This window comes from Mucilaginibacter frigoritolerans (assembly GCF_007830615.1).
Taxonomy (GTDB): domain Bacteria; phylum Bacteroidota; class Bacteroidia; order Sphingobacteriales; family Sphingobacteriaceae; genus Mucilaginibacter; species Mucilaginibacter frigoritolerans.
In genome coordinates this window covers 214,108-239,608 of sequence record NZ_VLLI01000002.1, presented here as the reverse complement: position 1 = coordinate 239,608, position 25,501 = coordinate 214,108, and the positions used below count along the sequence as shown (strand labels likewise).

Sequence of the window (25,501 nt, the reverse complement as noted above, 5' to 3'; positions counted from 1 at the left end):
TGATCTCTCGTAATTTACTTACGAACATCCCATCGAATTGCCGCAATTAAGGCACTTGTAACAGGTGCCCGAGCGTACGGTGGTATGTCCGCAGGTATTGCAGGCAGGGGCATCGCTTTGTACACCCATACTTACATCAAAACTGTATTTTTTACTGCTGTTATAATCAACTTCCACCGGTTTATTGGCAGGCTGAAAAACATTAGTTTCATCCGGATTAACATCGCTGTTCTCCATCTGCGGGTTGCCGATAACACCATTCTGATCTGTTATTACGTGAACCAGGTCGGTACGGTTCTGGTATTCGTAGCCTAGCATCCTGAAAATATAATCGATAATAGAGGTTGCGCTTTTAATATTGGCATGGCCAACCACCATTCCGGCAGGTTCAAAACGGGTAAAGGTAAATTTCTCTACATACTCTTCCAGTGGAACACCATACTGTAAGCCAACCGATACGGCAATGGCAAAACAGTTCATCAATGAGCGGAAGGTTGCACCCTCTTTATGCATATCCACAAAAATCTCTCCTAAAGTACCATCCTCATATTCGCCTGTACGCACAAATACTGTTTGTCCGTCAATGCTGGCTTTTTGGGTATAGCCACGGCGTTTAAAGGGCAGACTCTTCTTTTGCACTACGCGTGATAGCTGACGCATAAAGCTCGTATCGTGCGATTTTTCGATAATGGCAATCGCTGCTTCAATTACCTGTTCGGGGGTTAAATCGCTTAACTTTACATTGGCAGCTTTGCCCAAAACTTCTTCAACGGTATCCAGCTTATCATCAGCAAGCTCTTCTTTTTCTTCCTTAACGTCTGACTTGGTTGATAGCGGCTGTGATAGTTTACAACCATCACGATAAAGGGCATTAGCTTTTAAACCCAGGGTCCATGATAGTTTGTAGCAATCTTTTATTTCATCAACCTTAGCTTCATTTGGCAGATTGATGGTTTTGGAGATAGCACCTGAAAGGAAGGGCTGTGCCGCTGCCATCATTTTGATGTGGCCATGTGAATGGATGTATCGTTCGCCTTTTGCACCGCATTTGTTGGCACAGTCAAATATTGGGTAATGTTCTTTTTTAAGATAAGGGGCATCTTCAATAGTCATAGTACCGCAGATGTATTCATTAGCTTCCGCAATTTGCTTGCGGCTAAAGCCCAATCCGCGCAGTACGTTAAAATCTGGGGCATTGTATTGCTCGGCGGTAAAGCCTAATCGTTTTAAACAATCTTCGCCTAAACTCCAAATATTAAAGGCAAAGCTGATTTCAAAAGCAGCAATAAGACCCTTGTCTAAATTCTCCAGCTCATCATCCGTAAGTCCCTTGGCTTTTAAGGTTTGAGTATTGATATGTGGCGCGCCGTTTAAAGTAGCGGCTCCTTTGGCATAGTTTACAATGGCAGTAACCTCGTGTTCGGCATAGCCTAAATTGCGCAATGCCTCGGGCACGGCCTGGTTAATAATTTTGAAGTAACCGCCACCCGATAGTTTTTTAAATTTTACTAATGCAAAATCGGGCTCGATGCCGGTGGTATCACAGTCCATTACTAAACCTATGGTTCCGGTTGGGGCAATAACGGTAGTTTGTGCATTGCGGTAGCCATATTTTTCGCCCATTTCAACCGCTTTATCCCAGGCATTGCAGGCTGCAGATAACAGGTAATCGGGGCATTGTACCTGGTCAATTCCCGGAGGGGCAATTTCCAGTCCTTCGTAATTGCCGGTAGAGTTATAGGCTGCATAGCGATGGTTGCGCATTACGCGCAGCATATGCTGTTTGTTTTCTTCGAAACGGTTAAAGGTACCCAACTCGCGGGCCATTTCGGCTGAAGTTGCGTAGGCAGTGCCCGTCATGATGGCGGTAATGGCACCGCCAATGGCACGGGCCTTTTTGCTGTCGTAAGGGATACCGTTTACCATCAGGGCCGATCCCAGGTTGGCATAACCTAACCCCAGGGTGCGGTAATCGTAGGATAGCTGCGCTACTTCTTTTGATGGGAACTGTGCCATCAGTACCGATATTTCCAGTACGATGGTCCAGATGCGGCAGGTATGTTCAAAACCCTTTACGTTAAAGACGCGGGTTTTAGGGTCGAAGAAATGAGCTAGGTTGATGGATGCCAGGTTACAGGCTGTATTATCCAAAAACATGTACTCTGAGCAGGGGTTTGAAGCATTGATGCGGCCACCTTCGGGGCAGGTGTGCCACTCATTAATGGTGGTATCAAATTGTACACCCGGATCTGCACAGGCCCATGCTGCAAAGGCAATATCATCCCATAGTTTTTGTGCCGATACCGACTTAACCGCTTTGCCACTTACACGGCTGGTTAAATCCCACGGTTTTCCTTTTTCCAGCGCTTTAAAAAAGCTGTTGGAGATACGTACAGAATTATTTGAATTTTGGCCTGACACGGTGCGGTATGCCTCTCCTTCATAATCGGAAGAATATCCTGCTGCAATTAAGGCTGCTACCTTTTTCTCTTCCTCAACCTTCCAGTTGATGAAGCTTTCTATTTCGGGATGATCCAGATCCAGGCAAACCATTTTTGCAGCACGGCGGGTGGTCCCGCCTGATTTGATGGCCCCGGCCGCCCTGTCGCCAATTTTCAAAAATGACATTAAGCCCGATGAATAACCACCACCGGCCAGTTTTTCATTATCGCCCCTGATTTTTGAGAAGTTGGTGCCTACCCCCGATCCATATTTAAAAATACGCGCTTCGCGTACCCACAGATCCATAATACCACCTTCGTTCACCAAATCATCATCAACAGATAGGATAAAACAAGCATGTGGCTGCGGACGCTCATAGGCTGAGGTTGATTTGCTTAACTCTTCGGTAACCGGGTCAACATAATAATGCCCCTGCGGTTTGCCGGTTATGTTGTACGAACTGTATAGCCCTGTATTGAACCACTGGGGGGAGTTCGGCGCAGCAAGCTGTCCGGTTATGGTGTAAACTATTTCATCATAAAAAATTTCAGCATCTTTTGGCGAAGCGAAATAACCATAGCGCATACCCCAATCTTTCCAGCAGTTGGCCATGCGGTGGGCAACCTGTTTAATGCTCCGTTCACCACCTTCTGATCCATCGGCCTGCGGTACCCCAGCCCTGCGGAAATATTTTTGAGCCAGAATATCTGTAGCTACCTGCGACCAGGTTGACGGCACCTCCACATCGTTCATTTCAAAAACAGCATCACCCGATGGGTTACGGATAACCGACGAACGTTTATCATATTTAAACAAATCAAATACGTTGGTATTTTCTTTGCTGAAGTGCCGTTGAATTACTAACCCCTTGTCACTTAGTCCTCCTGGTTTTTTTGTAGTAGTTTTAGTCATAGTAGTAAGATGAGAGCGGTAAAAAAATTTATCAAAAACCTTTAGGGGGTTTATATCAAATTTATTGTTCTCAAAAACAGCATTCAATGCAGAGTTTTCCACAACATTGTTACAATAGGCTCACTTTGCGTATACCCCCGCATAAATAATTAGATTATAAAGAATTAACCCTGTTGAAAACTAAAAAAACCGTAATTATTAAGTCGACAAGCTTTAAAACTTTCGGGAATATTGCCTTTTTATTTAAGGGAGAATTTAAGTAATGCGGAAAGCGATATGGGTAAGCTAAAGAAAATTGCTTTCCCTTATTATTTTTCTAGCCTCCTTTCCACCGAAGGTGAAGAGAAGGTCGACAAGCGAGGCAATGTCGGGATGAGTTAAAACGCCAATGCATTTACGTTAACGCCGCCCGTAGAGGGACTCACCCGAACATCGCTACGCTGGACCACCCTTTTGCAAGCAAAAAAGAGGGTAGGGAAAGTTTATCAACCTAAAAAAAGAAAGACCGCCACCAATTACGGAGCAGTCTTTCAACGGTTAACGGGGTCAGTTTTAGTAAAAAATTTATTTCTTTATGATTGGCTACTACAAAACTAATAGATACCGTTTTGATGATTGATGAGTGAAGAAGCCTGATCCAGCGACATGCCAAAATGGTCGGCTATCAATTGAGGCGGATTAGAATTTAACCAGTCGTTTAGTGATATTTCCTGGTAAACGGGGCTATTAAATAAGATGATCAGTTTTAAAGTTTCGGTACCTGTATTTTCAATAAAGTGACCATAGCCTTGCTTAATAAAACCAACCATCCCTTTTTTATATGGCATTGTTTTTACACGACCATGCGATCCAAAAATGCTTAATTCACCCTGTCCCTGCATTACATACTGCCACTCATCGGCATTAGGGTGCCAGTGTAACTCGCGGATAGCGCCGGGTTCTATATTCATACGCATGGAGGTTATGGTGTTTTGAATTGGGAACTCAAGTGACGAAACAAGTTTTATTGAGCCGCCTTTAAATTCCTGGTATATGCCATCCCTTTCCATACTGAATTTGTGCAAAGAGGTACTGAACGGAATGGCTTGATTTATGTTTTTAGGTCTTGATTTTTCGGCAATTTTTCCAACGCCAATATAAAGCTCCTTTTTAGGCAGGCCTGAAAAAAAGCTTGCGGGCAAGCCTGTATTTTTAGCCATAATAGCCGGCGGCACATGGCTGATCCAGTCGGTTACGCTAAAAGTACCAAACTCCGAGAAATGACCGCTATCAAAACCCAACAAAAAATGACAAGGCTTATCTCCTAAACATTGCAGCATATGGCCATGCCCTTTTGGAAAGAACCAGATGTCTCCTTTTTGAAAATCATCTGTTGAGGTTGTTCCACCAGGAGTAATTACGGTTGTTCTTACCTCCCCATCTAAAATATAAGCCCATTCAGCAGCGATAGAATGCCAATGCATTTCACGGAAGGCGCCGGGCTTAAGGTGCATTGATACGCCTGCAATGCTTTGCGAAACCGGAAATTCTTCAACAGTAGCTTCTTTGGCCGAGCCTCCCTCGCTCAGGTAGCCTTTGCTACCATTTTCAATGTCATAAACAAAGTCTTCCAGTTCTTCCTGTGCTGCCGCTGGTTTTTTGTCGTAAGATGATGTTTTGGCTGATGCTTTTTCTGGTACCAATGCACCAATACTGGTTGCTGCTGCCACCAAGCCCAGGGTTGACAGCGAGGCTCTGGAAATAAATCCGCGTCGTGTAGTTTCCATTGTTATATGTTTTAATAGGGTTAATTTAAAAATCAATTATAACATCATATGTTTTATAATACATATGATGTTATACAAATGTAGAGATATTTATTTATTCGCAAATTTTTTTGATGAAAAAATGAGGCAATCACCATAAAAAACAGAATGTATACAGTAACTACACTTTATTTTGCCGGATTTGTGTTATTTATGCTGATTTTAAATTGATGGATAAAAGGGCGCTTTATTTGCCCAAACATATGATGTTTAAATAAATTGACTTATTTTTGTAAAGCAATTGTTAATAGTATGGCGGTAAAAGAAAAACTATCCGAACGAATAACCAACCAGATAAGGCAGGACATTAGCAAGGGGAAATATCCACCCAATGAAAAAATTCCGGCCGAGCCTGAGTTAATGAAGCTTTACGGTGTAGGCAGATCCACCATCAGGGAGGCTATTAAATCGTTGTCCATATCAGGCATTTTAAAGGTTCAGCAGGGCTCCGGCACGATGGTGAACGAAAGGTTAGAAACAGAATCAATAGACCAAAAATTAAAAAATGCCGATTTTGATGATATTCATGCTGTACGGATATTACTGGAAGGGGAAATGGTAAAACTGGCGGCGATAAATCATACCGACGAGCAGATTAAGGAGATGGAAAAGTGTTTGGAAGATCGCAAGCTGGCCATCCTTGCCGAGCAGCCGGAACAATGCGCCAATGCCGATATTGCTTTTCATACAGCCATTGCGCGGGCCTCAAAAAACAAAGTGCTTGCCGGGCTTTACACAAGTTTTACCACCATTATCCGCGATTTCTTTTCGCGCAGGGAAGCCCAGGGAATAAGCCATTTTGCTATGAGCCATCACCTGCACGAAGAGCTGTTTAAAGCTATTAAAGCCAAAAAACAAAAGCAGGCACAGCAAATTATTCTGCAGATACTGGATAACAGTTATTAAAGGATATTATAAAGGGACAAAAAGCAATAGGGAAATGCCCCGGTGTGAAATATAGCGCCCCGTTTTTTTTAATATGTTTTCAGGTAAAAAGGCACATCGTACTTATTATAAATTGCTTCGGTTATTTCCTATCAGTTATTTTTCTGACAGCATAGGCGTTTTGTGAATGTATGTTTCGCTATACAAGTTTTCAATAAAGAATTTAGCCAGCAGTTTGCGGCTCATATGGAACGGCTTTGGCGTGTGATTATAGGTAACTGCTAATGTTCCCATAGTTTCGTTTTCATTTAGCCCGGCAGGTCTCGCAATGGTCCAGTTTTTTCCGGATGCTTGAATTAAATCTTCTTGCGCATTATGATCAGCGAATATAACTTTGAAATTCGTTAGCTTAATCAGCAGCTTTACATACCATGGCGCATACTTCCAGGAATCTCCTACCCCAACAGATGATAATATTAAAATACGTTTAACGCCGTATTCATTCATCACCTGTAATACATTCATCATACTTTTTTCCAGAACTCGCGGTGAATTTATTTTCCTGACAGAAACAGCTTCTCCCCTGGTTAAAGGGCTTAACAAACTGAGAACAGCATCGCAGCCCTTCATCGCTTTACGGACATCATCAATATCTGTAGGAAGACCTGTTACAATAGTTAAGTCATCAGATTTGACACTGATCTTATCCGGATTTCTAGCCAATGCAACTACCTGGTAACCTTTTTCTAATGCAAATGGTATGGCATATTTACCGGTTCTTCCGGTGGCACCCAATATTAATATTCTTTTTGGCATGATTTACTTTGCTGATATTTTTGCCAAGAAAATATTCAAAAATAATTTCCATAAAGGCCGCATTGCTTCCGCCATTTTGAGAGGATTACCATATTCATAATATTGTGTTATCTTCAGTTCTTCATTAAGACAGAACCGAAAAATATAATTCTGACGGTAAGTTTTCCCTGTAGGGATAACGATACATTCCAAATCTGCTGTGGCCCAATAATTACCAAGCTCATCCGTAGCGTATAACTTGTGATCATGAAGCTGAAATGATTTCATCATTGGTAATATTCTTGATAAATGATTTAAATATTGATTGCGGGTCATTTCAGCACTATGGCGTTTTGAAAAAGGTAACTGAATGCTGGCATCTTCAGCAAAAAAAGCTATTAAGCTTTCAGGACCCTTATCAAATGAAGCAATCATTTTGCTTAATACTTCTTCGATCTTTTGTTTTGGAAAGTCCATTGTTGTTTTTTTAACAAAGGTAGACCGGACCTCCCGCACCAGATAGCCCGTGCGGGTTAAATAATAGCCCGATCAGGTAATAAAGTTTGATGTGGCAGATACCCAAATTGCTTTTTGTAAGCCTGCGAAAACTTACTTAGGTTATTGTAGCCGATTTTCAAACCGACTTCTCCAATAGTAAGTTTCCGCGCTTCGATCAAATGCCGCGCATAATTTAACCGGTGATGCTGATAGAATTCAAAAACAGACATGCCGAAAACGGAGCTGAACAGTGTTTTTAATTTGGAAGGGCTCATCGCCACCTGTTTTGCCAAAACTTCAATGGTTGGATAGTTCATTTCTTTATGATCTAGCAATTGCTCTCTGATCCTAAAAATAGCTTCGATGTCACTTTGATGTTTAAAAGCAGATAAGTTTGATGCAGTCCTTAGGTCAAAAGCAGAAAAAAATTGGCTAAGCATATCATAAGCAATTGCCTTCATCCGCAAATGGACAGAGCCAGTATCTGTTTTAAGCGTAAATAGATTTAATGCGGATTGTAATATTGCCGGCGTAACCTGTTCGAACCTAAAAAGTGGGACTTCGAATAATCGTTTTTCAGAAAATATAGAATCAGCTTGGGATGTTTGCTTGAGCCAGTCGGCGCGCATAGCAAATGAAACAATCTTAATTCGCTGTCGAACCTTGAATAATGACCTTAATTCCAATTGGGAGTTATAAAGCAGAACACCGGGAGTTGTTATTTGATAGTATTCGAAGCCAGACTTAACAGCCGTGTCCAAATGATAATCGGGGAGGTATAATTTAAAAAACAAGTAATCCGCTGGTACATATTGCATCAGCTTTGGAATCTCTAAATTTGACTTTACTTCTGTCAAAATCATAATAAGGCCTTCTTCCAAAGGAAATAGCCTGATTGAACCATCATCTGCAGACCCGCTTAGAATTAAGCTGTTATTTTCAAACTTGGCGCCAATTTGGATTGCGGTGTGCTCAAGCCATTGCACCGGATTATCCAATTGAGAATAAATCATAATCAAAGATACATCATCCTGGTCGGAAAAAATTTTGCAGCAAGCTCCCCAGGCTGGGCAGAATTCGAACTATTTTGTAGAGCAATTAGAGCTTATTAGTGAACTGAAAATCGTATAGATACCCTTTTTCTAAATTAAGTCGCAATGGCAGCAACAATTGCTCCTCATTCAGGCAAACAGGATACCTATGCTATCGGATTAAAGTGAGGGTTGCCAAAAAACCAGAGCAAATAGCCGCGATGCTATGCAATTATTTTTTTTGGGTTATTTCACCAATTATTTTCCCCCTATGATGCATCCCCCACAAAGCCATTTCATCGATGATAGGTTTTAAACTACGGCCATAGCTGGTCAACTCGTAATCAACGGTAATCGGCTTAGTGTTCATCACAGTTCGTGTTATTAAACCGTTGATCTCCAATTCCTGCAATTCTTTGGAAAGCATTTTGGTACCGATACCGGCCAATAACCGATGTAGTTCCATATATCGCTTTTTTCCGAATGAAGCTAAACAGGCGATGATCATAACTTTCCATTTACCGCTTAATATATCCTTTGTATCGTTGATCGCTCTTAATCGCTCCCAGCAATCTACCGATATCTTTCCGTCAACCGAGTTTGTTTCCATATTGCAAAAATACAATACTTCCCCGAAGGAGACTACTTCCCTTTGGGAAAGTAATACCGAAAGGGAAGCCAGTCATGGTAGCTTTGCATTCATAAATTCAAATCAGATGAACACAATAACAAGCGGCATTGTCCGTATTGAACAACCAGGAAAACCCGCGGTACTCAAATATGAACAAACTGAAATTCCGCAACCTGGAAAAGGAGAAGTATTAATTAGCCAAAAAGCAATTGGTGTAAATTTCCTGGATGTCTTCTTTCGTAATGGTACTTTCCCGATGCCCGCATATCCGGCGCTGATCGGATTAGAAGCGGCAGGAATCGTTGAACAAACCGGCGATGGCGTCAAAGAATTTGCGGTCGGCGACCGGGTGGCTTACTATGGCTCAAACGGGGCTTACGCCGAAAGAAGAGTCCTTCGTGCTAATGAAATTTTTAAACTCCCGGACGATATATCATTTGACCAGGCGGCGTCGATCATGATAAAAGGCATGACTGTACACATGTTATTGAAACAAAGTCATGAATTAAAGGCAAGGGAAGTTGTGCTGATCCATGCCATGACCGGCGGCGTTGGAACTTTATTAAGTGAATGGGCCAGATCTATTGGTGCTACCGTAATTGGTACGGTAGGCAGTGCCGCTAAAAAAGATCTTGCATTAAAGCAAGGTTTTGAGCACGTTGTTGATCTATCGGCCGAGAACTTTGATGAAAGGGTAAGGCAAATTACAGATGACAAGGGTATCGATGTTTTTTACGATAGTATCGGCGTCGCTACATTTCAAAAATCACTTGAGTTAGTTAAACCTGGTGGAAGTGCGGTGCTGTACGGCTGGGCATCCGGTATGCCAGAAATTAATACTGCATTTATTGAGCAAAGAAAAATACACTTTGTACAGGCTGTATTAAATAATTATCCGGCTTACCAGGATAAGTCAGGAAAGGCATTGCCCGCGATATTCTCCTTAGTGCGAAACGGAGTATTCCAATTAGAAAAGCCGTTAATATATCCTTTGCCCAATGCTAACCAGGCACACGCTGACTTGGAAGAGCGTAAAACTACGGGCAGTATTATTTTGGTGCCGGCAATTGAAAAAGACGTTTAAGAACATTATACGCCATATTGGCCTCCAATCAATTTCTTCGATAATTTATGAATTTTACAATAATTGATTCTACAACGTTGTAAGAGATGTAATCATAAAAAATGCCATCAATTTTTCAAGTGATGGCATTTTCTCCCCAGGCTGGGCTCGAACCAGTGATCCTCTGATTAACAGTACCATTCTATATGTTACTAAGATCTTATCCTTTACGCCGATGCTTTTTTATGCTTCCGCAGGCTTTGGTAATCGATATAGTATAAGATCTTCAGCGAGAAATTATTGTTTTTGGGCACATGAAGTGTGTTTTCAAAATTGTTGACGTAGTTTTGACGGGCCTGGTCATTATCAATAAGTGATGAATTTTTCCAATCGAAGCTCAGTTCGCTACCCGGCGATATTTCCCATACGTACAGCATATCGATGTTCCAGTCGTTATAATTCATGTTATTATCGGTGTTGAAATGCGACGATATCAGCGGATCAAGCGTACCGGACTGGCCCAGGTCGTAATATTGCACCACATTCAGTTTCGACCAGTAATGTCTCAATCTGAACGTCAGGCCCATTACATCGTTGAAGGTGTATTTGATATTGAAGATATTTTCGATGGTTTGCACATTGCGTAGCGCAAATACAGGGTTGTTGCTTACACTGTCTACCGTGGCATAACCTGTATTGTTGATGCGCGGTGTATAAGAAACATTTTGCCCGAATGAAAAATGGTCATTTACGCGCAGGTTATAAAACAGTACCACATCGTGCCCATAGCCCCCGTGCGAATAAAATTTACGGTAAAAATAATCGCCTCCCCAGCTAAAACGGGCAGCTGGATTGTTGTTATAATAGATGCCGGCGTTATTGTTTTCTGGCGAGAGGAATACGCGGCCTGCTACGCGTGGCTCATAAAAATCATTTGCCTGGCTATTGTGAGCAAAATTGAGCCCGATGTAGGAAAAGTTTTTCAGCTTAAAGTCAAACCCTAAAATCTGGTTAAACCGTTGATAGGTCGAGGGGGTTTCCCTACGTGAATAATACAGGTTGCCAAATACATCCCATTGGGTGAACCATTTATTAGGTTTGTAGTCAGCATATACCATGTTAAGATTATGGTCGAAATAATTGTTGTTATTCAATATGCCAAAGTCGTTGGGATTGTATTTATCATCTACGTGGTCCTCCGTTAATATCCAGGTAAAATTGCCCGACGATCTTCCGCCCGCCCATTCGTAACTGTAACCTGTTGTTGGTTTGGTACCAGCGCCATACAAATTGCTCACCAACCCAAAACCGCGCAGGGTATAGGTATTAGCTTTGTTATTATAAAGATTGAACACCACCCCGCCCACATCGGCGGAATAATCTTTTCCAAAACGATCTACATTGGTGTTGATAAGTGTTACCGACGAATTGTTGGCCAGGTTTTGGTCGAGAACCAGGATATTGTAATTGACATAGGGGGATGTTTGAAACCGCCGTGTATGGCCCAGGCTGTCCTGGATAATGGCGTCTGTTGGTTCAGTCACCGCGTTGAATAAACCGATGCCAAGACCACCAGCGGTCCTCCCGGTTATTTTAAAAGCATTCAATAACTTGGTTTCGGTTGGGTTGCTGATCACCTGTTCACCGGGCTTCAGGTTGTCATAAGCTGCATTATAATTTAATGGCTGCCCGCCTACCCTTCTCGAATAAAAAATATTCCCCTTATTAAACAGTTCTGTTCCCTCCGTAAAAAATGGCCTGTTGTCTACATATTTAACCTCAAAAGGTGTAAGGTTTAGTACCTTATTATCCGATTGTACTTGCCCAAAATCGGGTACCAGCGTCAGATCGAGCGTAAAGCTTTCGTTAATTCCGTATTTAACATCCATACCTCCGTCAAACTGGGCACTGGTATTTTTAAGCCCCGGCGTATTGTAGGGATAATGGTTGATGTCAGTAGAAATGTAGGGGTAAAACGCCAGGCGTACCGGTGGTGTTATATTTTGTATACCATGTAATTCGCCCTCCTGGTTTACAAATCCATTCTTTTTGGGGTCCACCTCATTCCAAAATAATTCCTTTTGCTCATATTGCCGGCGGCGCACCAACTGCAAGCCCCATAACTGCACGTCTTTTTTAGCAAAGCGCAACGCTGAGTAAGGGATCTTGAGTTCGGCTGTCCAACCGTGCTCGTCAATGTGTGCCTTGCTTAACCATACAGCATTCCAGGTCGGGTCTTCCGTGTTGCCGTTGGGGTTTGGCGCGTATTTGGCGTCAAACTGCACCCCGGCAGCGGTAACGTAAAAGCCCACGGCGTTTATGCCATCGTGATAGGTATCCAATACAACACCCACAAAATCGGATGTGCCTACGTTATCGCGGTTTACCAACTCATGGGCTACTTTTTTTGCTGAGGTTTCGTACATGCGTGCGCCTACGTAAATCGCATTGTCATCATACAGTATTTTTACTTCCGTCCGGTTTTCCTGTGTTTCATGCCGGCCGGCAACGGGACTAAACTCAACAAAGTCACTGGCTATGGGCGCATTTTTCCAGGCCTCATCATCCAGCAGGCCATCAATTTTAGGTGGCTTGGTCGTTTTTATAGCAACTGATTTTTTAACCTGGTCTTGCGCAAAAACGAGGCAGGTTATAAAGGAAAATAACAGAAGAAAGGTAAATCTCGTTCTTATGGCAAACAATGTCATAAGCATAAGATGCTATCTGCAACAAAAGTGTTACACTTTTCGTGTTAAATTTTGGTTAAAAATGGGATGGTGGCTCATATTGCCGAGGATAAAGTTTTTTAGATATATTGCATAATCAAGTATAGGGAACATCATGGATCTGCGAGGGGATTTATACTTCCAGATAGTATAGAATATTAACTGTTTGCAATTCCGTAACACTGTGGTCAATGGCTCCGGAATGTACAGGGAATTAAACAAAACAAGCCGGTATTTTTACCAGCTTGTCTGCCAAGGCTCCCTGGCTGGGCACAATTCGAACCATTTTATAGAAAATTTGAGAACAGCATAAGTTCTAAACGATAAGCAAAATGTTGCAAACAATTTTTGTGATAGTCGATTAACAGTTAGCCGCCAGATTTTTGTTTGGCAAGCCTTTCATCTCGTTTATCGTTTAAATATTTCCTCACAGGAATATCGTAAATTATCATTACCAGATACGCTGCCCCAACCAGCAGGATTAAACTAGTTATAATGATGAGGGCCAACTGCACAGTTCCCGGTTTATGGCTGCCGTAATAATTACCGAACATCCATAACACGGCATAATGCGTCATGTACAAGGGATAGGAAATCTTTCCAAAAAATATGCAAACCTTTTTTAATGCAGGTTTTAACGTAGCCCCTGCGCCCAAAGCTATCAGTAAGGGAAAGTAAAACAGTACTACTACCGGTTCAGATAACCAGTTCCATTTTGAGAATGGCATTATAAAGGCCAGAAACAATAATATGGCCATACCGATAAAACCCAGATTGTTTTTGATGATGTAGCGGGAACGGTAAATAAGCAATCCTGCTAAAAAAGAATAGGATATGCGGGCGCCCCCATCCCAAAAGGTTGGGCCGCTCCAGCCGCCTAATAAATTACCGGAACGGTAAGCTACTAAGCAAATAGCCCCTGCCGAGAATATAGTTAACAACAGCAGGTAGCCACGGTTGATTTTATAAAGCACAAATGCATAAACAATATTGGCAACATATTCCCAAAACAAGGACCATGCCGGTGCATTGAAGCTGAACAGGTTAAAACTACGGTCGGCTATTACAGGCAAGGGAATAAGTAGTAATGAGCAAAAAAATGCCAGGATGATTTTACCGGTGCTGTACAATTCGGGATGGCCGCCAAACGGATCGAACAAAAAAGCCAGCAGGCCCAGCACTGATCCTGCTATAACCAGTGGGTGCAGACGGATGATCCTCGATTTAAAAAACTCAAGAATGCCCATTTTGGCTATACGATCATCATAGGCATATCCGATAACGAATCCCGAAAGGCAAAAGAAGAAATCAACAGCCAGAAAACCGTGTCCGATAAAGCTCTTGCTGTAATTGGAGTAGGCCCATTCCATAAAATGAAATGTTACAACAGACAGGGCGGCAATTCCCCTTAATCCATCTAGAATTTCGAAATGTTGTTTTGTTTGAAGAATTTCCGGGGTGGGTTTGTTGGTTTCCATTTAAATATTCTACCAGGCCAATTAACGTGGTAATAGCCCCTGACTTGTCCTTTTGCTAAGGTATCTAAAATTATAATCCAGCCAAATTTGTAAATAACCCCGCCCGGTCAAACAACCCGGTCAATCAAATATTAAACATCAATTTGAGCATCACAATTCTGTCTGGTAAAGTAAAGGTGCTGGCTGAAACATTGATTATTGTTTTTTCTTAAATAGTGTATATATGATATTAAGTTTCCTTATTTGAAGAAGTAGCTTACATGGGCAACTGTCATAAACTTTGTCCCTGCCGTAAACGCAATTCCATCAACAGCCGCCTGTCCTTTGAGGCGGGTAATGGTTTCAAATTGGGTTTCTTTCCACTTTACTCCAAATAGATTATTGATAGTTAGTCCTACCTCATATTTAGGCTTAGTGTAATTGAGTACAAGATCATTCACAAAGTAACCGTCGGCTTTTAAACTATAGCTGGCATTCGCCGGACGATCGCCCAACCAGCGGTAACGCAGACTGCCGTTCAAACCGTTTTTCAGTTTATAAGTAATTCCTCCCGTACTACTCCAAACCGGTGCCAGCGGAATGTAATTATCACCTCTGGATTCGTCAAGAGCGCGGCCGTGGGCATAATTTAGGTCAGCATCTAAATAAATAGCTTTTATAGGCTGATAACGCCCGGAAAAGTCAAATCCAATTCTTTGTGTCCTGCCGGTAAAGTCAACCGTACCGCCGTCACCTGCATATACGTATTCTTTTTGCAGGTAGCTATACCATAAAGCGGCATTAAACAAAAGATTGGCCGCTGGTTTGAACACCGTTCCCCAATCAGCGCCATAGGCAGCGGGTAATGTTTGCAATCCTTTTTCGGCAACAACCACACGTGTATCATTGCTGTTAAAACCTTTACCCATTAATAGGTATAACTGCATTTTATCGGTAGCCTGGTAGTAGAGGTTAAGTTTTGGGCTAATGATGTGGTTGCTTGCTTTATATATACCCACTCCGCTGAGTGTGGTATCACTTGCGAGTTTATTATTGTATTGGTAATAAAACTGATCAAAGCGCAAACCGGCATTAATTGTCAGTTTGGAATTTAGCTGGAAGGTCTCCTTGAGATAAGCACCGGTTCCAAGTTCTTTAATATCACCTAATTTAATTGGATTTATAAGTGTAAAATCATTCACAGTATGTGAAAGTTCGGAATTTGTAGTGGCATCCAACCGCGCGGCAAGCCCTGCTTCTGATGTAACCTTTATATTGCCAAGGTAACTTTCGCGAATATAGTTGCCATTATAACCATATAGGTTTCGGGCTTCCCGCTGACGGATTTCATCGCCATTGACAGTATCCACCAGGTAAAAGGTGAAATTGGTATGCAGGTCAAATTTATAGCGGGAATAATACAATTGATTTTTGATCAGGTCGTGATCAGATAATATCGTAAGTAATTGTGCATTGACATTGGTTCGGGATGTTACGCCACCTTCATTAGGGTCAAGCGCTCCATAAAAACCGATTATTCCCTGATCTACTGCGCTTTCCGGAATTTGCCCTGACGCTTTCCATTTGCTGTACAAAGTGGAAGCACTGATCGTTAACCAGTTGTTGTCGTCCAGTTTTCCATGGTATTTGGTAAAAAAATTAAACCGGCTAAAATGCTGGGGGTTATCAAAATAACTGTCACTGTATCGGTATTCTGAGGCGGCATACCAGGATTGATCATTTGCTTTTGCTTTTTCATTTAATAAATTCACTATGCCTAATATCCGGTAAGTATTAAACTGCCCGGCTTCCACTTTAACCATATCAGAGCTGATGGCGTTAGCCGTATTAAAGTTTACAAAACCGGTAACGGCCAGATCTCCCTTTTCGGCATTATACATACCTTTTTCGTAAGTTGTACTTTCAATGGTTTCCGGGATGATAAAATGACTGTCGGCATAACCCTGTCCGTGCGCCTGGGATACCATATTAATTGGCATACCGTCAACACTCATATTAATATCAGTCCCGTGATCATTATCAAAGCCACGCAAAAAGATCTGCTCGGCCTTACCGCCACCCTGATGCTGCCCGATGAAAAGTCCCGGTACGATACGCAGAACTTCCTGCGAATTGGAGACACCACGCAATTTGATATCCGTTTCGCTGATCGCTTTATAGGGATTCCGATTGTCTGCGGTAATAACAACATCGGTTAATTGAGTTTGCCGTTGTGCCATACTAATGGTTTGGCCGTTTTTAAGATCAGACAGCTGGTAGGTTATCTTTTGATAACCTACTGTAGATAAAGTGATCGTTGTGGAAGCGGACGCTGTGATGTTTTTGAAGAAAAACCGGCCCGTTTCATCTGTGATGTTAGTGCGGTTTACAGGTTGCAAAATAACGGTAACACCATTGAGCGGGACTTGGGTAGCACTGTCGATAATTTTACCGGACAAGCTAAACCCGGACTGCGCAACTGCCTGGCTTGTTAACAAGGCAGCTACTATTAACGTATAAATGTATTTCAACTGGCAGAATTAACGGTAACCACCTGTAAAGGCCTGCTTTGAATTTTCGATCTTCGGCCTCTCTTAAAAAACAAGCTTGCAATAGCAATACCTGCAAGTCCCGCAACAAACCAAATACCCTGATCAAATATTGGCTGCATATGGGCTGAAATGACATTTGGTCTGCCACTTATCCGTTCAATTATCCAGGCAAACGACGCAATAACAGCGATTATAGCTCCGCTTACCCGAAGAATAGCGTAACTTTTACCACGACTTAGCACAATGAGCCAGGGAATGATCAGCGCCACAATGAACAATTGCATCATTTCGATTCCAATGTTAAAGCCCAGTATGCTCAGGATCAATGTCATTCCATGTAATTGCATGTTGTATAATATGGAAGCAAAAGCCATTCCGTGAATTAAACCGAAGCCGCCGGAAACATAATATTCTTTACCTGGGAAAATCGGTATTAAGGCATGGATGGCTGAAACTAAAATGGATACAGCGATCAAAACTTCGATAATCTGGGAAGGTGGTACTAATACACCGGTAGCACCCAGCAATAAGGTTAACGAATGACCCGCGGTAAAAGCTGTTACAATTTTAAGGAGCCTTTTAAGGCTGTATTTGACACCACCAAACTCAGCCCATCTTTTGGACTTCACGACCAGGGTGGCCGGAAGCAATAGCACTAACAGAAATAACAGATGATCTGTCCCTGTTTTGATATGTTCCATACCAAGGCTTACCATGTTCTTGAAGCCTGTCCATGAATTTCCTTTAACAATATTGATTTCCAGTGGATGAACTTTGTTATCACTGCTTATCCGGATGGTCATTGGATCACTCCTTGATGTTAAGGAGTCTGATCTCCCGGTTTCCCAATCATTGCGAACTGCTACGAAAATAACATGATTGATTACCTGGTGGACAACGCCGTCATACGCAAGCATAAATTTCCGCGTATCTTCGTTCTGCCGGGGCAATAACAGGATGTTAACCCTAAGCTCCCAAAAAGGCGGCCCGCTTGCAACCTGCTGTTCCTTGACCATAGCCATGTTGGTTACATTTACCGTCCACGGTAATGCCTCATTTTTATAGGCGTGCGTATGTAATAGTAAATAGGCTTTAAGCTCAGGGCCCAAACGTTCCAGCAGCGTTTCAGGATTGGCGGTTATATGATGTCCAAAGGCAAATTCCAGTTCTGTCAGCGGAATTTGCATTTCGGCACCAACTCTGTCCGGGCTTACGTCAAGGAAAACCGCGGTGTAGGGTGCCTGATGTGCTTGTACGTGTGACGGCGCAAAAACTATCGACGTAATAAAACCTGTGATTAATAGCAGTCGCCGCAAAAATGCGCGGCAACTGCTGTAATATGAATTTTTGTACATGATGCTTTTAATTTGGACTTTATAATCCTAAGTAATCTCGTGAATGATCACGCATAACCGTATGATAGTGGATTTGATTTTGAATTACAATGCCGCTCTGGCAACAAAATTCGATCCATATAGTAGGCCCGTCTATTCTTACGTAATCAGTGGCTGCGGTTAAAAATGACGTTCCTGTCCCTGCTACTGCGCTGGTATTGCTGGCATAACAAACATAAGTGTCTGCAAGCTCACTTTTATAGGCGGCCCTGATCGTTGCGGCCTGCGTCGAATCAATATCGTTGATCCAGGGCTGCATGGCTGCCAAAACCTTCGCCTGGGCCGTGGTACTCAAAGCGCTCACTTTGATGCCTTGTTTAACGGTCGGCATGGTATTGGTAGTTGAACCCGGAATCATAAGGCAATCGGAAAACGTCCCGGATATTTTGGCGGTGCTCAATTCATCACTCGTAAAAGAACCCAGCATGTTTTGCATTCCGGTCACATCGTTGGTAAGCGGGTTGGTATAGGTGACGTTATTGATGGTAAAACCGGTATGTGGTTCAACACCTTCATGTAATGGGGTTATTTCGACCATGGCACCTGCGTTGAACATGATATTGGCTGCATAGTGGTGGCCGCCATATTGCAGCATCCACTTTCCGGTATTGGTTGGGGTTCCCAGGAAGGCGATAAAATAATTACCATCGCCATAACCGCTTTGCATAGACCCTAAATAATCATCCGCAGCCCTTATCGTCTGGAACTTTTCAAAGCCTTCCATGGAATAGCCGGTCCCGGCAGTTGCTTTGATTATTGCTAATGCAGCTGAAAGCTGGGTACTTGTAAGTGTGCTGAATTGAATACCATTCCTTGGCGCCAGGCTTATTGGGAGATTCGACCAGTTTTTTGCATTTGCCAGCGTTAAACTCAGTTCTACTGAAGTTTGCTGCGTGGTAGTAAGGGTAGCTAAAAAAGCTTGTGCCAGGCAGGTAACTTTACTGGCACCGGTTGAAGTAGGACAACCGGTACTATCCGCAGTTCCAAGACCTGTATTAGTTGCGGTTGAAGAAGAAGTAGTAGTAGTACTGCTCGTAGTCGATGAACTGTTACTACTGTCCTTTTTACATGAAGCCATCACAAAAGAGATGACCATCAGGATTAATAATTGAGGGATTTTCATACTTTGTCGTTTAGTTTTTAATTAAAATATAACCGAAAGTCGCTGTTGTATTTTACTGCTTACTAAATGACTCGATGAATGATTATTTTGTATTCATGAAATAGGTTCTCGACTAATACAGGTAATGAGTTTACTCATTTATTGAGCGCGTTGCGCAAGCTTTCAATGTAAGTATCGCTTACTGGAAGTTCCGCTACAGTTAACTGCACCCGGCGATTTTGGATAGACCGGATCTTCTGAATATTGACCACATAGCTGCGGTGTATCTGTTTAAAACTTTTATCAGGTAACTTTTCCAAAACCTTTTTTAAGGGCATCAGCGTTATAACAGGCTTGGATTCAATGGTGTGTATTTTAATGTAAGCTTCCATGCTTTCAATATATTCCACATCCCTGAGATTAATCTTCACCATTCTATACTCCGCATAGACGAACAGGCTTTCGCCTTCTGTTTCATTATCTAAACCGTTTTTATACTTGTAGTAGTCCTGCGCTTTTTCGACTGCCTTGGTAAATCGTTTGAGGTCGATAGGCTTAAGCAGATAATCCATTGCGGCTAATTCATAACTTTCATAAGCAAAGTTTTTATGAGCGGTAGCGAAAATAACCATCGGCTTGTTCTTTAGGGAGCGTACCAATTCGGTCCCCATTACGTCAGGCATCAAAATATCAATGAAAAGCAGATCCACCGGGTTATGTTTTAAAAACTCAGCACCTGCCATGGCATTTTCAAAAGTACCGACCAACTCCAAAAACGGAAAACGGCTGATATATCCGCTAATCAGCCGAAGTGCTAACGGCTCGTCATCTATGGCTATGCATTTGATCTTCATAGATTGGTGTTTAGCTTGAGGTCAACGGTAAAGAAATCACCTGTGCGGTGGATGTTTAAGGTGTAATTGCCGGGATAGAGCTGGTCAAGCCGCTGTACGGTATTTTGGATTCCGATTCCCTGGCGCGGTTCTGTTCTTATCCCTTCATAGATTGGGTTTTTACAAAATAAGCTGATAAGATCACCGGCAATTTCTACCCTGATAATTAGTTTACTATTTGCCTGTTTACTGATGCCATACTTGAAAATATTCTCAATAAAGGTCATGAAAATTAGCGGCGCAATCTCTTTGCCGGAGGCATCGCCACTAATACTGTAGTCGATCTCAGTCATTTTGCCGGCACGAAGGCGCTGTAAATCAATGTAATTATCAATGCATTCGACCTCATTCTCTAAAGGCACAAAGTCCTCGGAGACCTCATCAGTAACATACCGCATGATATTTGATAGCCTCATGATACTGTCAGCGGTATTGATATCTCCTTCTAGCGCTAGTGTATAAATATTATTTAGTGTATTGAATAAAAAATGTGGATTGATCTGGGCTTTTAAAAAAGAAAGCTCTGCATTGGCTTTTCCAACTTCTGCATTCGATGCCCTTTGTTCTGATACCCGCCATTTCTGCGTTATAGCCAGAGAAGTGCTTAGGCCGATAATCACTATAAAGAGGAACAAGCTCGTCGTGTCGCCGCCGCGAATAGGCGGAGGAAGCACTAATTTTCCGGGATGTTTACCGGGCCCCGGGAAGCCAAGCCGCGGTGGACCATTCCTTTCAGAAAATGGAGGGCCATTATCCGGTGGCGGTTGCCTTCCATCCCACCTTGCATCAGGTCTGTCAAAATCGGGAGGAACTGCATTTATCTGGGGGCCGGAGAAACTTCTTCTCAACAGACCGTGAAACGGCTTCAAAAAATATACGCCTGAAAAAAGTATCGAAATGGTAAGCACATATAACCAACGTCTCTTCCTGAATAACAACCGGGGAATGAGAAAAAAGCCATTAGCGTAGAAAAGCAGCAAATAACAAATACCGAATAAGAGATATTCTTTACTTAAAAGCAGCGATAAATAATTGTCATTATCATTTTCGGCACTGATGAATACAAATGGGAAAGCAAGAAATATAAGCCATCCTGCAAAATGGGCAATAATGCCAGGCGCTTTGGTCTTTTTCATTTTGCAAAGGAAGCGTTTCAAGTATTGCTATTATTATATGTATGGATGATTAACCAAAATGTATTGATGAAGCACAAGTTAAAGGTAACTAAATTGAATTTGGGGTAAACAGCATTAATGAAAATTTTTTACAGAAAATTTCTTTATTTAAAAAATAAGTCCTATCATTGTGCCATGAAAACAACAACAATACTTTGCGCTATACCCCAACTGATTTATCAGAGAGGATAGGCTATGTATTGACTTAACATAAACACGATACTTGAATCCTCTTAGAAAAATCTAAGGGGATTTTTTGTTTTGTGTCGATTTTTCAGGGTAATATATCAATTGGTCAGATTACTCCGTTTGGAACGGAGAGGCTCCCGGTTCGAGCCCGGGTTACCCTACTTTTATAATGGAAATATAGCTCAATGGTTAGAGCAACACCCTTATACGGTGCCGGTTAAAGGTTCAAGTCCTTTTGTTTCCACAAAAGCGGTCAGTTGCCCGAGTGGTAAGGGTATCCTCTGCAAATGGATTGTTCACAAGTTCGAATCTTGTACTGACCTCATTATTTTCCTATGGTGCAACGGTAGCACGTCTGATTTTGATTCAGAAGATCGTGGTTCGAACCCAAGGAAAACGGATGATTTTATAGGGTTGAATATTGGTTTTTGTGTTTAAATTGCTGCTGTTTGCGGGTAGGGGGAGCTGTGTTTAAATAAAGATATTTCTTTATTTCATTGAGCTGAGTTATATCATTGGCATAACTCAGCTCATCATTTATATAAATAATAAGATCGTATTAATTATTCGTAATAGCAGATATAGGCAACATCTGTTTCGCAATTAATGTCGAAAACAATTCCGGCTGGGGCAATAAGTGTATCCTGTTTTTGGTGTTTTTGCCATTCGCCACCGGGTAGTTTAGTACTTACAGCGCCTTCTATAAAGATGATGGTTTCTTTGGTGCTGGTATCAAACTGATAAGAGCCTTTTTTCATAACCCCTAAAGTGGCACGACCTTTTTCTGTTTCGAGGCCCAGGCTTTGAACCATGCCTTCAAAATAAGTATTGTGCGAAACCGGCGTATTGGTTTTGGATGAATTACTCATGCGGATAATGTTGCTGTTTTAATCAGCTCAAAACTAACATCTTTTTGATATTAAAAAATAGATAAACACCAACAAAGCATTGGGCAATTGAATAATACCGGGTTCTATTTGGATTTTTTACCGCATTTAGGACAGATCCCCGTTACAGACAAAGAAAAGTTTAATGATTTAAAACCTTCAGGAAGATTTAGATCCGGCAAATCAAGATCATTGAGGCAGTATACATTATTGCATTGTACGCAATTAAAATGCAAGTGCTCGTCATGATGATGATTTTCTTCGCAATCAGAATTGCACAAAGCGTAATTGGCTGTTCCGTTTAAGTCAAATACTTTATGGATTATGCCCTTTTCCTCAAATGCATTAAGGATCCGGTAAAGTGTTCCCCTATCCACATCTACCATTACTTCCTCCAAGTCGGGTTGTGAAGTAGCGAAGTTTTTTGATGCCAGCATAGAAAGCACGCGAAGCCGGGCATCCGTTTTTTTAAGTTGATGCTTATCAAGAATTTCTTCAAACCGGTAATTATTCTTTTTCGCTGGCATGGGCAAACGCAAATACAAAACCATCACAAAAATAACAAGAAAATTCAGTTCCTGAACTATTCACCCCTAACCTTATACACTCGAAAAAAGGCTAACAAATATTTTACAAAGTAAATGCTACATTGTTGCATATTAAATGCATCTTTGTCGCATTAACTTTACAATGGTGAATATAAAATTTACATATTTATTCTTTATTACAATGGTTTTTATAAGCTTTTGCTATGCTCAGCAGGGTGAAAATAAAGCCTTATTTCAACTTAGTGGCATAATAACAGATGCTTCTAATGGTGCATCGCTTCCCGCTGCAACTATTTCAGTAAAGGGCACGGAACTCGGCGTTCAAAGTGACAAAAACGGGAAGTATATTTTAAAAGTGAGCGCAGGAAAGGTTCACCTTTATTGCCAGTACCTGGGATATATGGCGGAGGATACTATTATTGAAGTATCGGCCAATAGGCAATTTAACTTTTTACTGCATCCATCTTCACAAGGCCTTAAGCAGATAACCATACAAGCCACAGCCGATAATCATAAAGAAATAGCTACACAAAACTTAACGGTTTTACAGGGTACGGATTTAGACAGAACCCGTGGCCTTAGTTTGGGCGAGGCTTTAAAATCGGTAACCGGTGTAACTACTTATCAAACCGGGCCCTCCATTGCCAAGCCGGTTATTCATGGGTTGACGGGTTCGCGGGTTGCTATCCTCAATAATGGTGTTACGCTTCAAGCACAGCAGTGGGGCCAGGAGCATGCTCCGGAGATTGATCCTTTTGTAGCCAATCAGATTGAAGTAATAAAAGGTGCCGCAGGAATACGGTATGGTGCTGACGCGATATCAGGGGTTATTTCGGTTAATCCTAAACCACTCCCAACTGATACCGGAAGCATGGATGCCGAAGTAAATGCCGTTGGCATGACGAATAGCAGGCTGGGTGCTTTTTCTGCCATGCTGGAGGGGGCTTTAGGAAAGAAACTGGCTGGATTCAGTTACCGCTTACAAGGAACATTTAAACGCGCTGGAAATACCAGTACACCCGATTATGTGTTGGGAAATACCGGTTTAATGGAGGATGACTTCTCAGCTGCGGTACAATATCATCATAAGAACTACGGAATTGAAGGCTATTTCAGCAATTTTAACACAAAACTGGGCATTGAGTACGATACCGAAGTAGGCTCCATTACGGATCTTGAACAAAAAATTGCCATTGGCCACCCGGTTACCTATTATGATTTTACTTATCTTATTGACCGCCCTTACCAAACGGTAAATCATTCTACAGCTAAAGTAAAAGGGTTTCTTAATATAAGCGACAGCAGCAAGATTGAACTGCAATACTCTTACCAGGTAAATACACGGCAGGAATTTGAAGAGCTTTCATTCTCTCCAAGTCTTGCTCCGGCCATTTACCTGCAGATCCATACTGCTGCAGTTGAGGCAAATTTTGATCATAAAGATGGTGGCGGCTTTTCGGGTACCGTGGGACTGAGCGGGGTAAACCAGGGCAATATCCGGATGTACGGCTACCTGATTCCGAATTATGTTGATTATGATGGCGGTGCTTATGTGATTGAAAAATACCGGCACAATAAATGGCTTTTTGAAGCCGGGGCACGCTATGATTACCGTTGGCTGCAAGCTTATGCCTTTGATGCTGACCAGGCTAAAATCAATACTACTACTACCAGCTATTCCGGTACAAGTGCCACTGCCGGGGCAACGTATAACCTTACCGACAATCTCAAAATTACAGGCAATTACAGCGCAGCCTTCAGACCACCATCCATTAACGAGTTATATATTGACGGTGTTCACCAATCTATTGGGGAGTTTGAAATAGGCGATGCCAATTTAAAAACAGAAAGGGCTAATGATTTCAGCCTTGATTTGAATTATACTTCCAAATGGTTATTGGTTGATCTGGAAGGATATTATAACCGAATAAACAATTTCATTTTCGAGGAGCCTACCGATCAGTATTACCATGCACAGAGCGGTGCCCTGCTTGAATTTCAATATACACAAGCCAACGTATTTTTCCGCGGAGCGGACCTTAACGTGCTTATAAAACCGCTGGATTCTTTAGATATCAGTTCAAAAACATCCCTTATTTATGCCTGGAACGAAACCATTCATGATTATTTGATCTACACCCCACCTACCCGTTTGCAAAACGGATTTACCTACCATTTTGGAAACCTGGGAGCTTTCAGAAACATTTCTGTTGGTGCAGAAAATATATATGTGGCCAAGCAAACCCATGTACCTGTAGGATATGACTTTGCACCGCCGCCAAATGCTTATAGTCTTTACAATGCGCATATCGGCTTCAAGCTTATTATCAATAAAACACTTGCCGACTTTGATATCGCCGCCAATAACCTCACCAATGTAGCCTATAAGGACTACCTGGACAGGTTCAGATATTTTGCTGATGAGCCGGGGCGCAATATCATCTTCAGGCTGAGGGTGCCCTTTAAAATCTTAAATAATAATAATAAACAATAGCTAACAATTAAAATTCACAAAC

At 42.0% G+C, this 25,501-nt stretch carries 18 protein-coding genes and 3 tRNA genes; 6 read left to right on the top strand and 15 right to left on the bottom strand.

Features of this window, described 5'->3' with window-relative positions; all coding sequences use genetic code 11:
- Nucleotides 1-18: 18 nt before the first annotated feature.
- Nucleotides 19-3,354, bottom strand: a complete 3,336-nt coding sequence (locus JN11_RS04540) for a vitamin B12-dependent ribonucleotide reductase (protein ID WP_144910050.1) — start codon at nt 3,352-3,354, stop codon at nt 19-21.
- Nucleotides 3,355-3,947: 593 nt separating this feature from the next.
- Nucleotides 3,948-5,120 (bottom strand): cupin domain-containing protein, encoded by a 1,173-nt coding sequence (locus tag JN11_RS04535; RefSeq protein WP_144910048.1) that lies wholly within the window; start codon nt 5,118-5,120, stop codon nt 3,948-3,950.
- 291 nt (nt 5,121-5,411) lie between these two features.
- Here JN11_RS04535 and JN11_RS04530 point away from each other — a divergent pair, with 291 nt between their 5' ends.
- The gene (locus JN11_RS04530) at nt 5,412-6,065 is read left to right on the top strand and encodes a FadR/GntR family transcriptional regulator (RefSeq protein ID WP_144910047.1); all 654 of its coding nucleotides are present in this window, start codon (nt 5,412-5,414) and stop codon (nt 6,063-6,065) included.
- A gap of 135 nt (nt 6,066-6,200) precedes the next feature.
- Here JN11_RS04530 and JN11_RS04525 read toward each other — a convergent pair whose 3' ends face one another.
- The 4 genes from JN11_RS04525 to JN11_RS04510 form a co-directional block, all read right to left on the bottom strand.
- A complete protein-coding gene (locus tag JN11_RS04525; protein WP_144910045.1) occupies nt 6,201-6,860 on the bottom strand; it encodes an NAD(P)-dependent oxidoreductase in 660 nt (219 codons plus the stop codon).
- 3 nt (nt 6,861-6,863) lie between these two features.
- Nucleotides 6,864-7,316, bottom strand: coding sequence for a nuclear transport factor 2 family protein (locus JN11_RS04520; RefSeq protein WP_144910043.1), 453 nt, complete (start codon nt 7,314-7,316; stop codon nt 6,864-6,866).
- Between the two features lie 56 nt (nt 7,317-7,372).
- On the bottom strand, nt 7,373-8,350 hold the full coding sequence (locus tag JN11_RS04515; RefSeq protein WP_144910042.1) for a helix-turn-helix transcriptional regulator: 978 nt from the start codon (nt 8,348-8,350) through the stop codon (nt 7,373-7,375).
- A 250-nt stretch (nt 8,351-8,600) separates the two neighbouring features.
- Complete coding sequence (locus JN11_RS04510; RefSeq protein WP_144910040.1) at nt 8,601-8,978, bottom strand: winged helix-turn-helix transcriptional regulator; 378 nt, start codon at nt 8,976-8,978, stop codon at nt 8,601-8,603.
- A 106-nt stretch (nt 8,979-9,084) separates the two neighbouring features.
- Here JN11_RS04510 and JN11_RS04505 point away from each other — a divergent pair, with 106 nt between their 5' ends.
- A complete protein-coding gene (locus JN11_RS04505; RefSeq protein WP_144910038.1) occupies nt 9,085-10,083 on the top strand; it encodes a quinone oxidoreductase family protein in 999 nt (332 codons plus the stop codon).
- A 206-nt stretch (nt 10,084-10,289) separates the two neighbouring features.
- Here the strand turns inward: JN11_RS04505 and JN11_RS04500 are convergent, their stop codons facing one another.
- The 7 genes from JN11_RS04500 to JN11_RS04470 all read right to left on the bottom strand — a co-directional run bounded on the left by JN11_RS04500 (nt 10,290) and on the right by JN11_RS04470 (nt 21,322).
- Nucleotides 10,290-12,776 carry a DUF5916 domain-containing protein gene (locus JN11_RS04500; RefSeq protein ID WP_144910036.1) on the bottom strand — a complete coding sequence of 829 codons (2,487 nt, stop codon included), beginning with the start codon at nt 12,774-12,776 and terminating at the stop codon, nt 10,290-10,292.
- A 380-nt stretch (nt 12,777-13,156) separates the two neighbouring features.
- Nucleotides 13,157-14,266, bottom strand: coding sequence for an acyltransferase family protein (locus JN11_RS04495; RefSeq protein ID WP_144910035.1), 1,110 nt, complete (start codon nt 14,264-14,266; stop codon nt 13,157-13,159).
- Between the two features lie 239 nt (nt 14,267-14,505).
- A complete protein-coding gene (locus tag JN11_RS04490) occupies nt 14,506-16,776 on the bottom strand; it encodes a TonB-dependent receptor (RefSeq protein WP_144910033.1) in 2,271 nt (756 codons plus the stop codon).
- The gene (locus JN11_RS04485; RefSeq protein WP_144910031.1) at nt 16,773-18,152 is read right to left on the bottom strand and encodes a HupE/UreJ family protein; all 1,380 of its coding nucleotides are present in this window, start codon (nt 18,150-18,152) and stop codon (nt 16,773-16,775) included. Before JN11_RS04485 ends, JN11_RS04490 begins: the two co-directional genes overlap by 4 nt.
- A gap of 19 nt (nt 18,153-18,171) precedes the next feature.
- Nucleotides 18,172-19,314 carry a DUF3500 domain-containing protein gene (locus tag JN11_RS04480; protein ID WP_144910029.1) on the bottom strand — a complete coding sequence of 381 codons (1,143 nt, stop codon included), beginning with the start codon at nt 19,312-19,314 and terminating at the stop codon, nt 18,172-18,174.
- A gap of 134 nt (nt 19,315-19,448) precedes the next feature.
- On the bottom strand, nt 19,449-20,147 hold the full coding sequence (locus JN11_RS04475; protein ID WP_144910027.1) for a LytR/AlgR family response regulator transcription factor: 699 nt from the start codon (nt 20,145-20,147) through the stop codon (nt 19,449-19,451).
- The gene (locus JN11_RS04470) at nt 20,144-21,322 is read right to left on the bottom strand and encodes a sensor histidine kinase (RefSeq protein WP_144910025.1); all 1,179 of its coding nucleotides are present in this window, start codon (nt 21,320-21,322) and stop codon (nt 20,144-20,146) included. The genes JN11_RS04475 and JN11_RS04470 overlap by 4 nt, the downstream gene beginning before the upstream one ends.
- A gap of 315 nt (nt 21,323-21,637) precedes the next feature.
- Between JN11_RS04470 and JN11_RS04465 the strand changes: the two genes are divergently transcribed.
- From JN11_RS04465 to JN11_RS04455, 3 genes are all read left to right on the top strand, one after another.
- Nucleotides 21,638-21,711 (top strand) — tRNA-Pro (locus JN11_RS04465).
- A 10-nt stretch (nt 21,712-21,721) separates the two neighbouring features.
- Nucleotides 21,722-21,794 (top strand) — tRNA-Ile (locus JN11_RS04460).
- Nucleotides 21,795-21,801: 7 nt separating this feature from the next.
- Nucleotides 21,802-21,873: transfer RNA gene (locus JN11_RS04455), tRNA-Cys, on the top strand.
- Between the two features lie 240 nt (nt 21,874-22,113).
- On the opposite strand, the gene JN11_RS04445 is transcribed toward JN11_RS04455, so the two are convergent.
- Entirely contained in the window at nt 22,114-22,419 is a 306-nt protein-coding gene (locus tag JN11_RS04445) for a pyrimidine/purine nucleoside phosphorylase (protein WP_144910023.1), read from the bottom strand.
- 104 nt (nt 22,420-22,523) lie between these two features.
- Nucleotides 22,524-22,964, bottom strand: coding sequence for a Fur family transcriptional regulator (locus JN11_RS04440; protein ID WP_144910022.1), 441 nt, complete (start codon nt 22,962-22,964; stop codon nt 22,524-22,526).
- 202 nt (nt 22,965-23,166) lie between these two features.
- On the opposite strand from JN11_RS04440, the gene JN11_RS04435 reads away from it, so the two are divergent.
- A complete protein-coding gene (locus tag JN11_RS04435; RefSeq protein ID WP_170227691.1) occupies nt 23,167-25,479 on the top strand; it encodes a TonB-dependent receptor in 2,313 nt (770 codons plus the stop codon).
- Nucleotides 25,480-25,501: the final 22 nt, after the last annotated feature.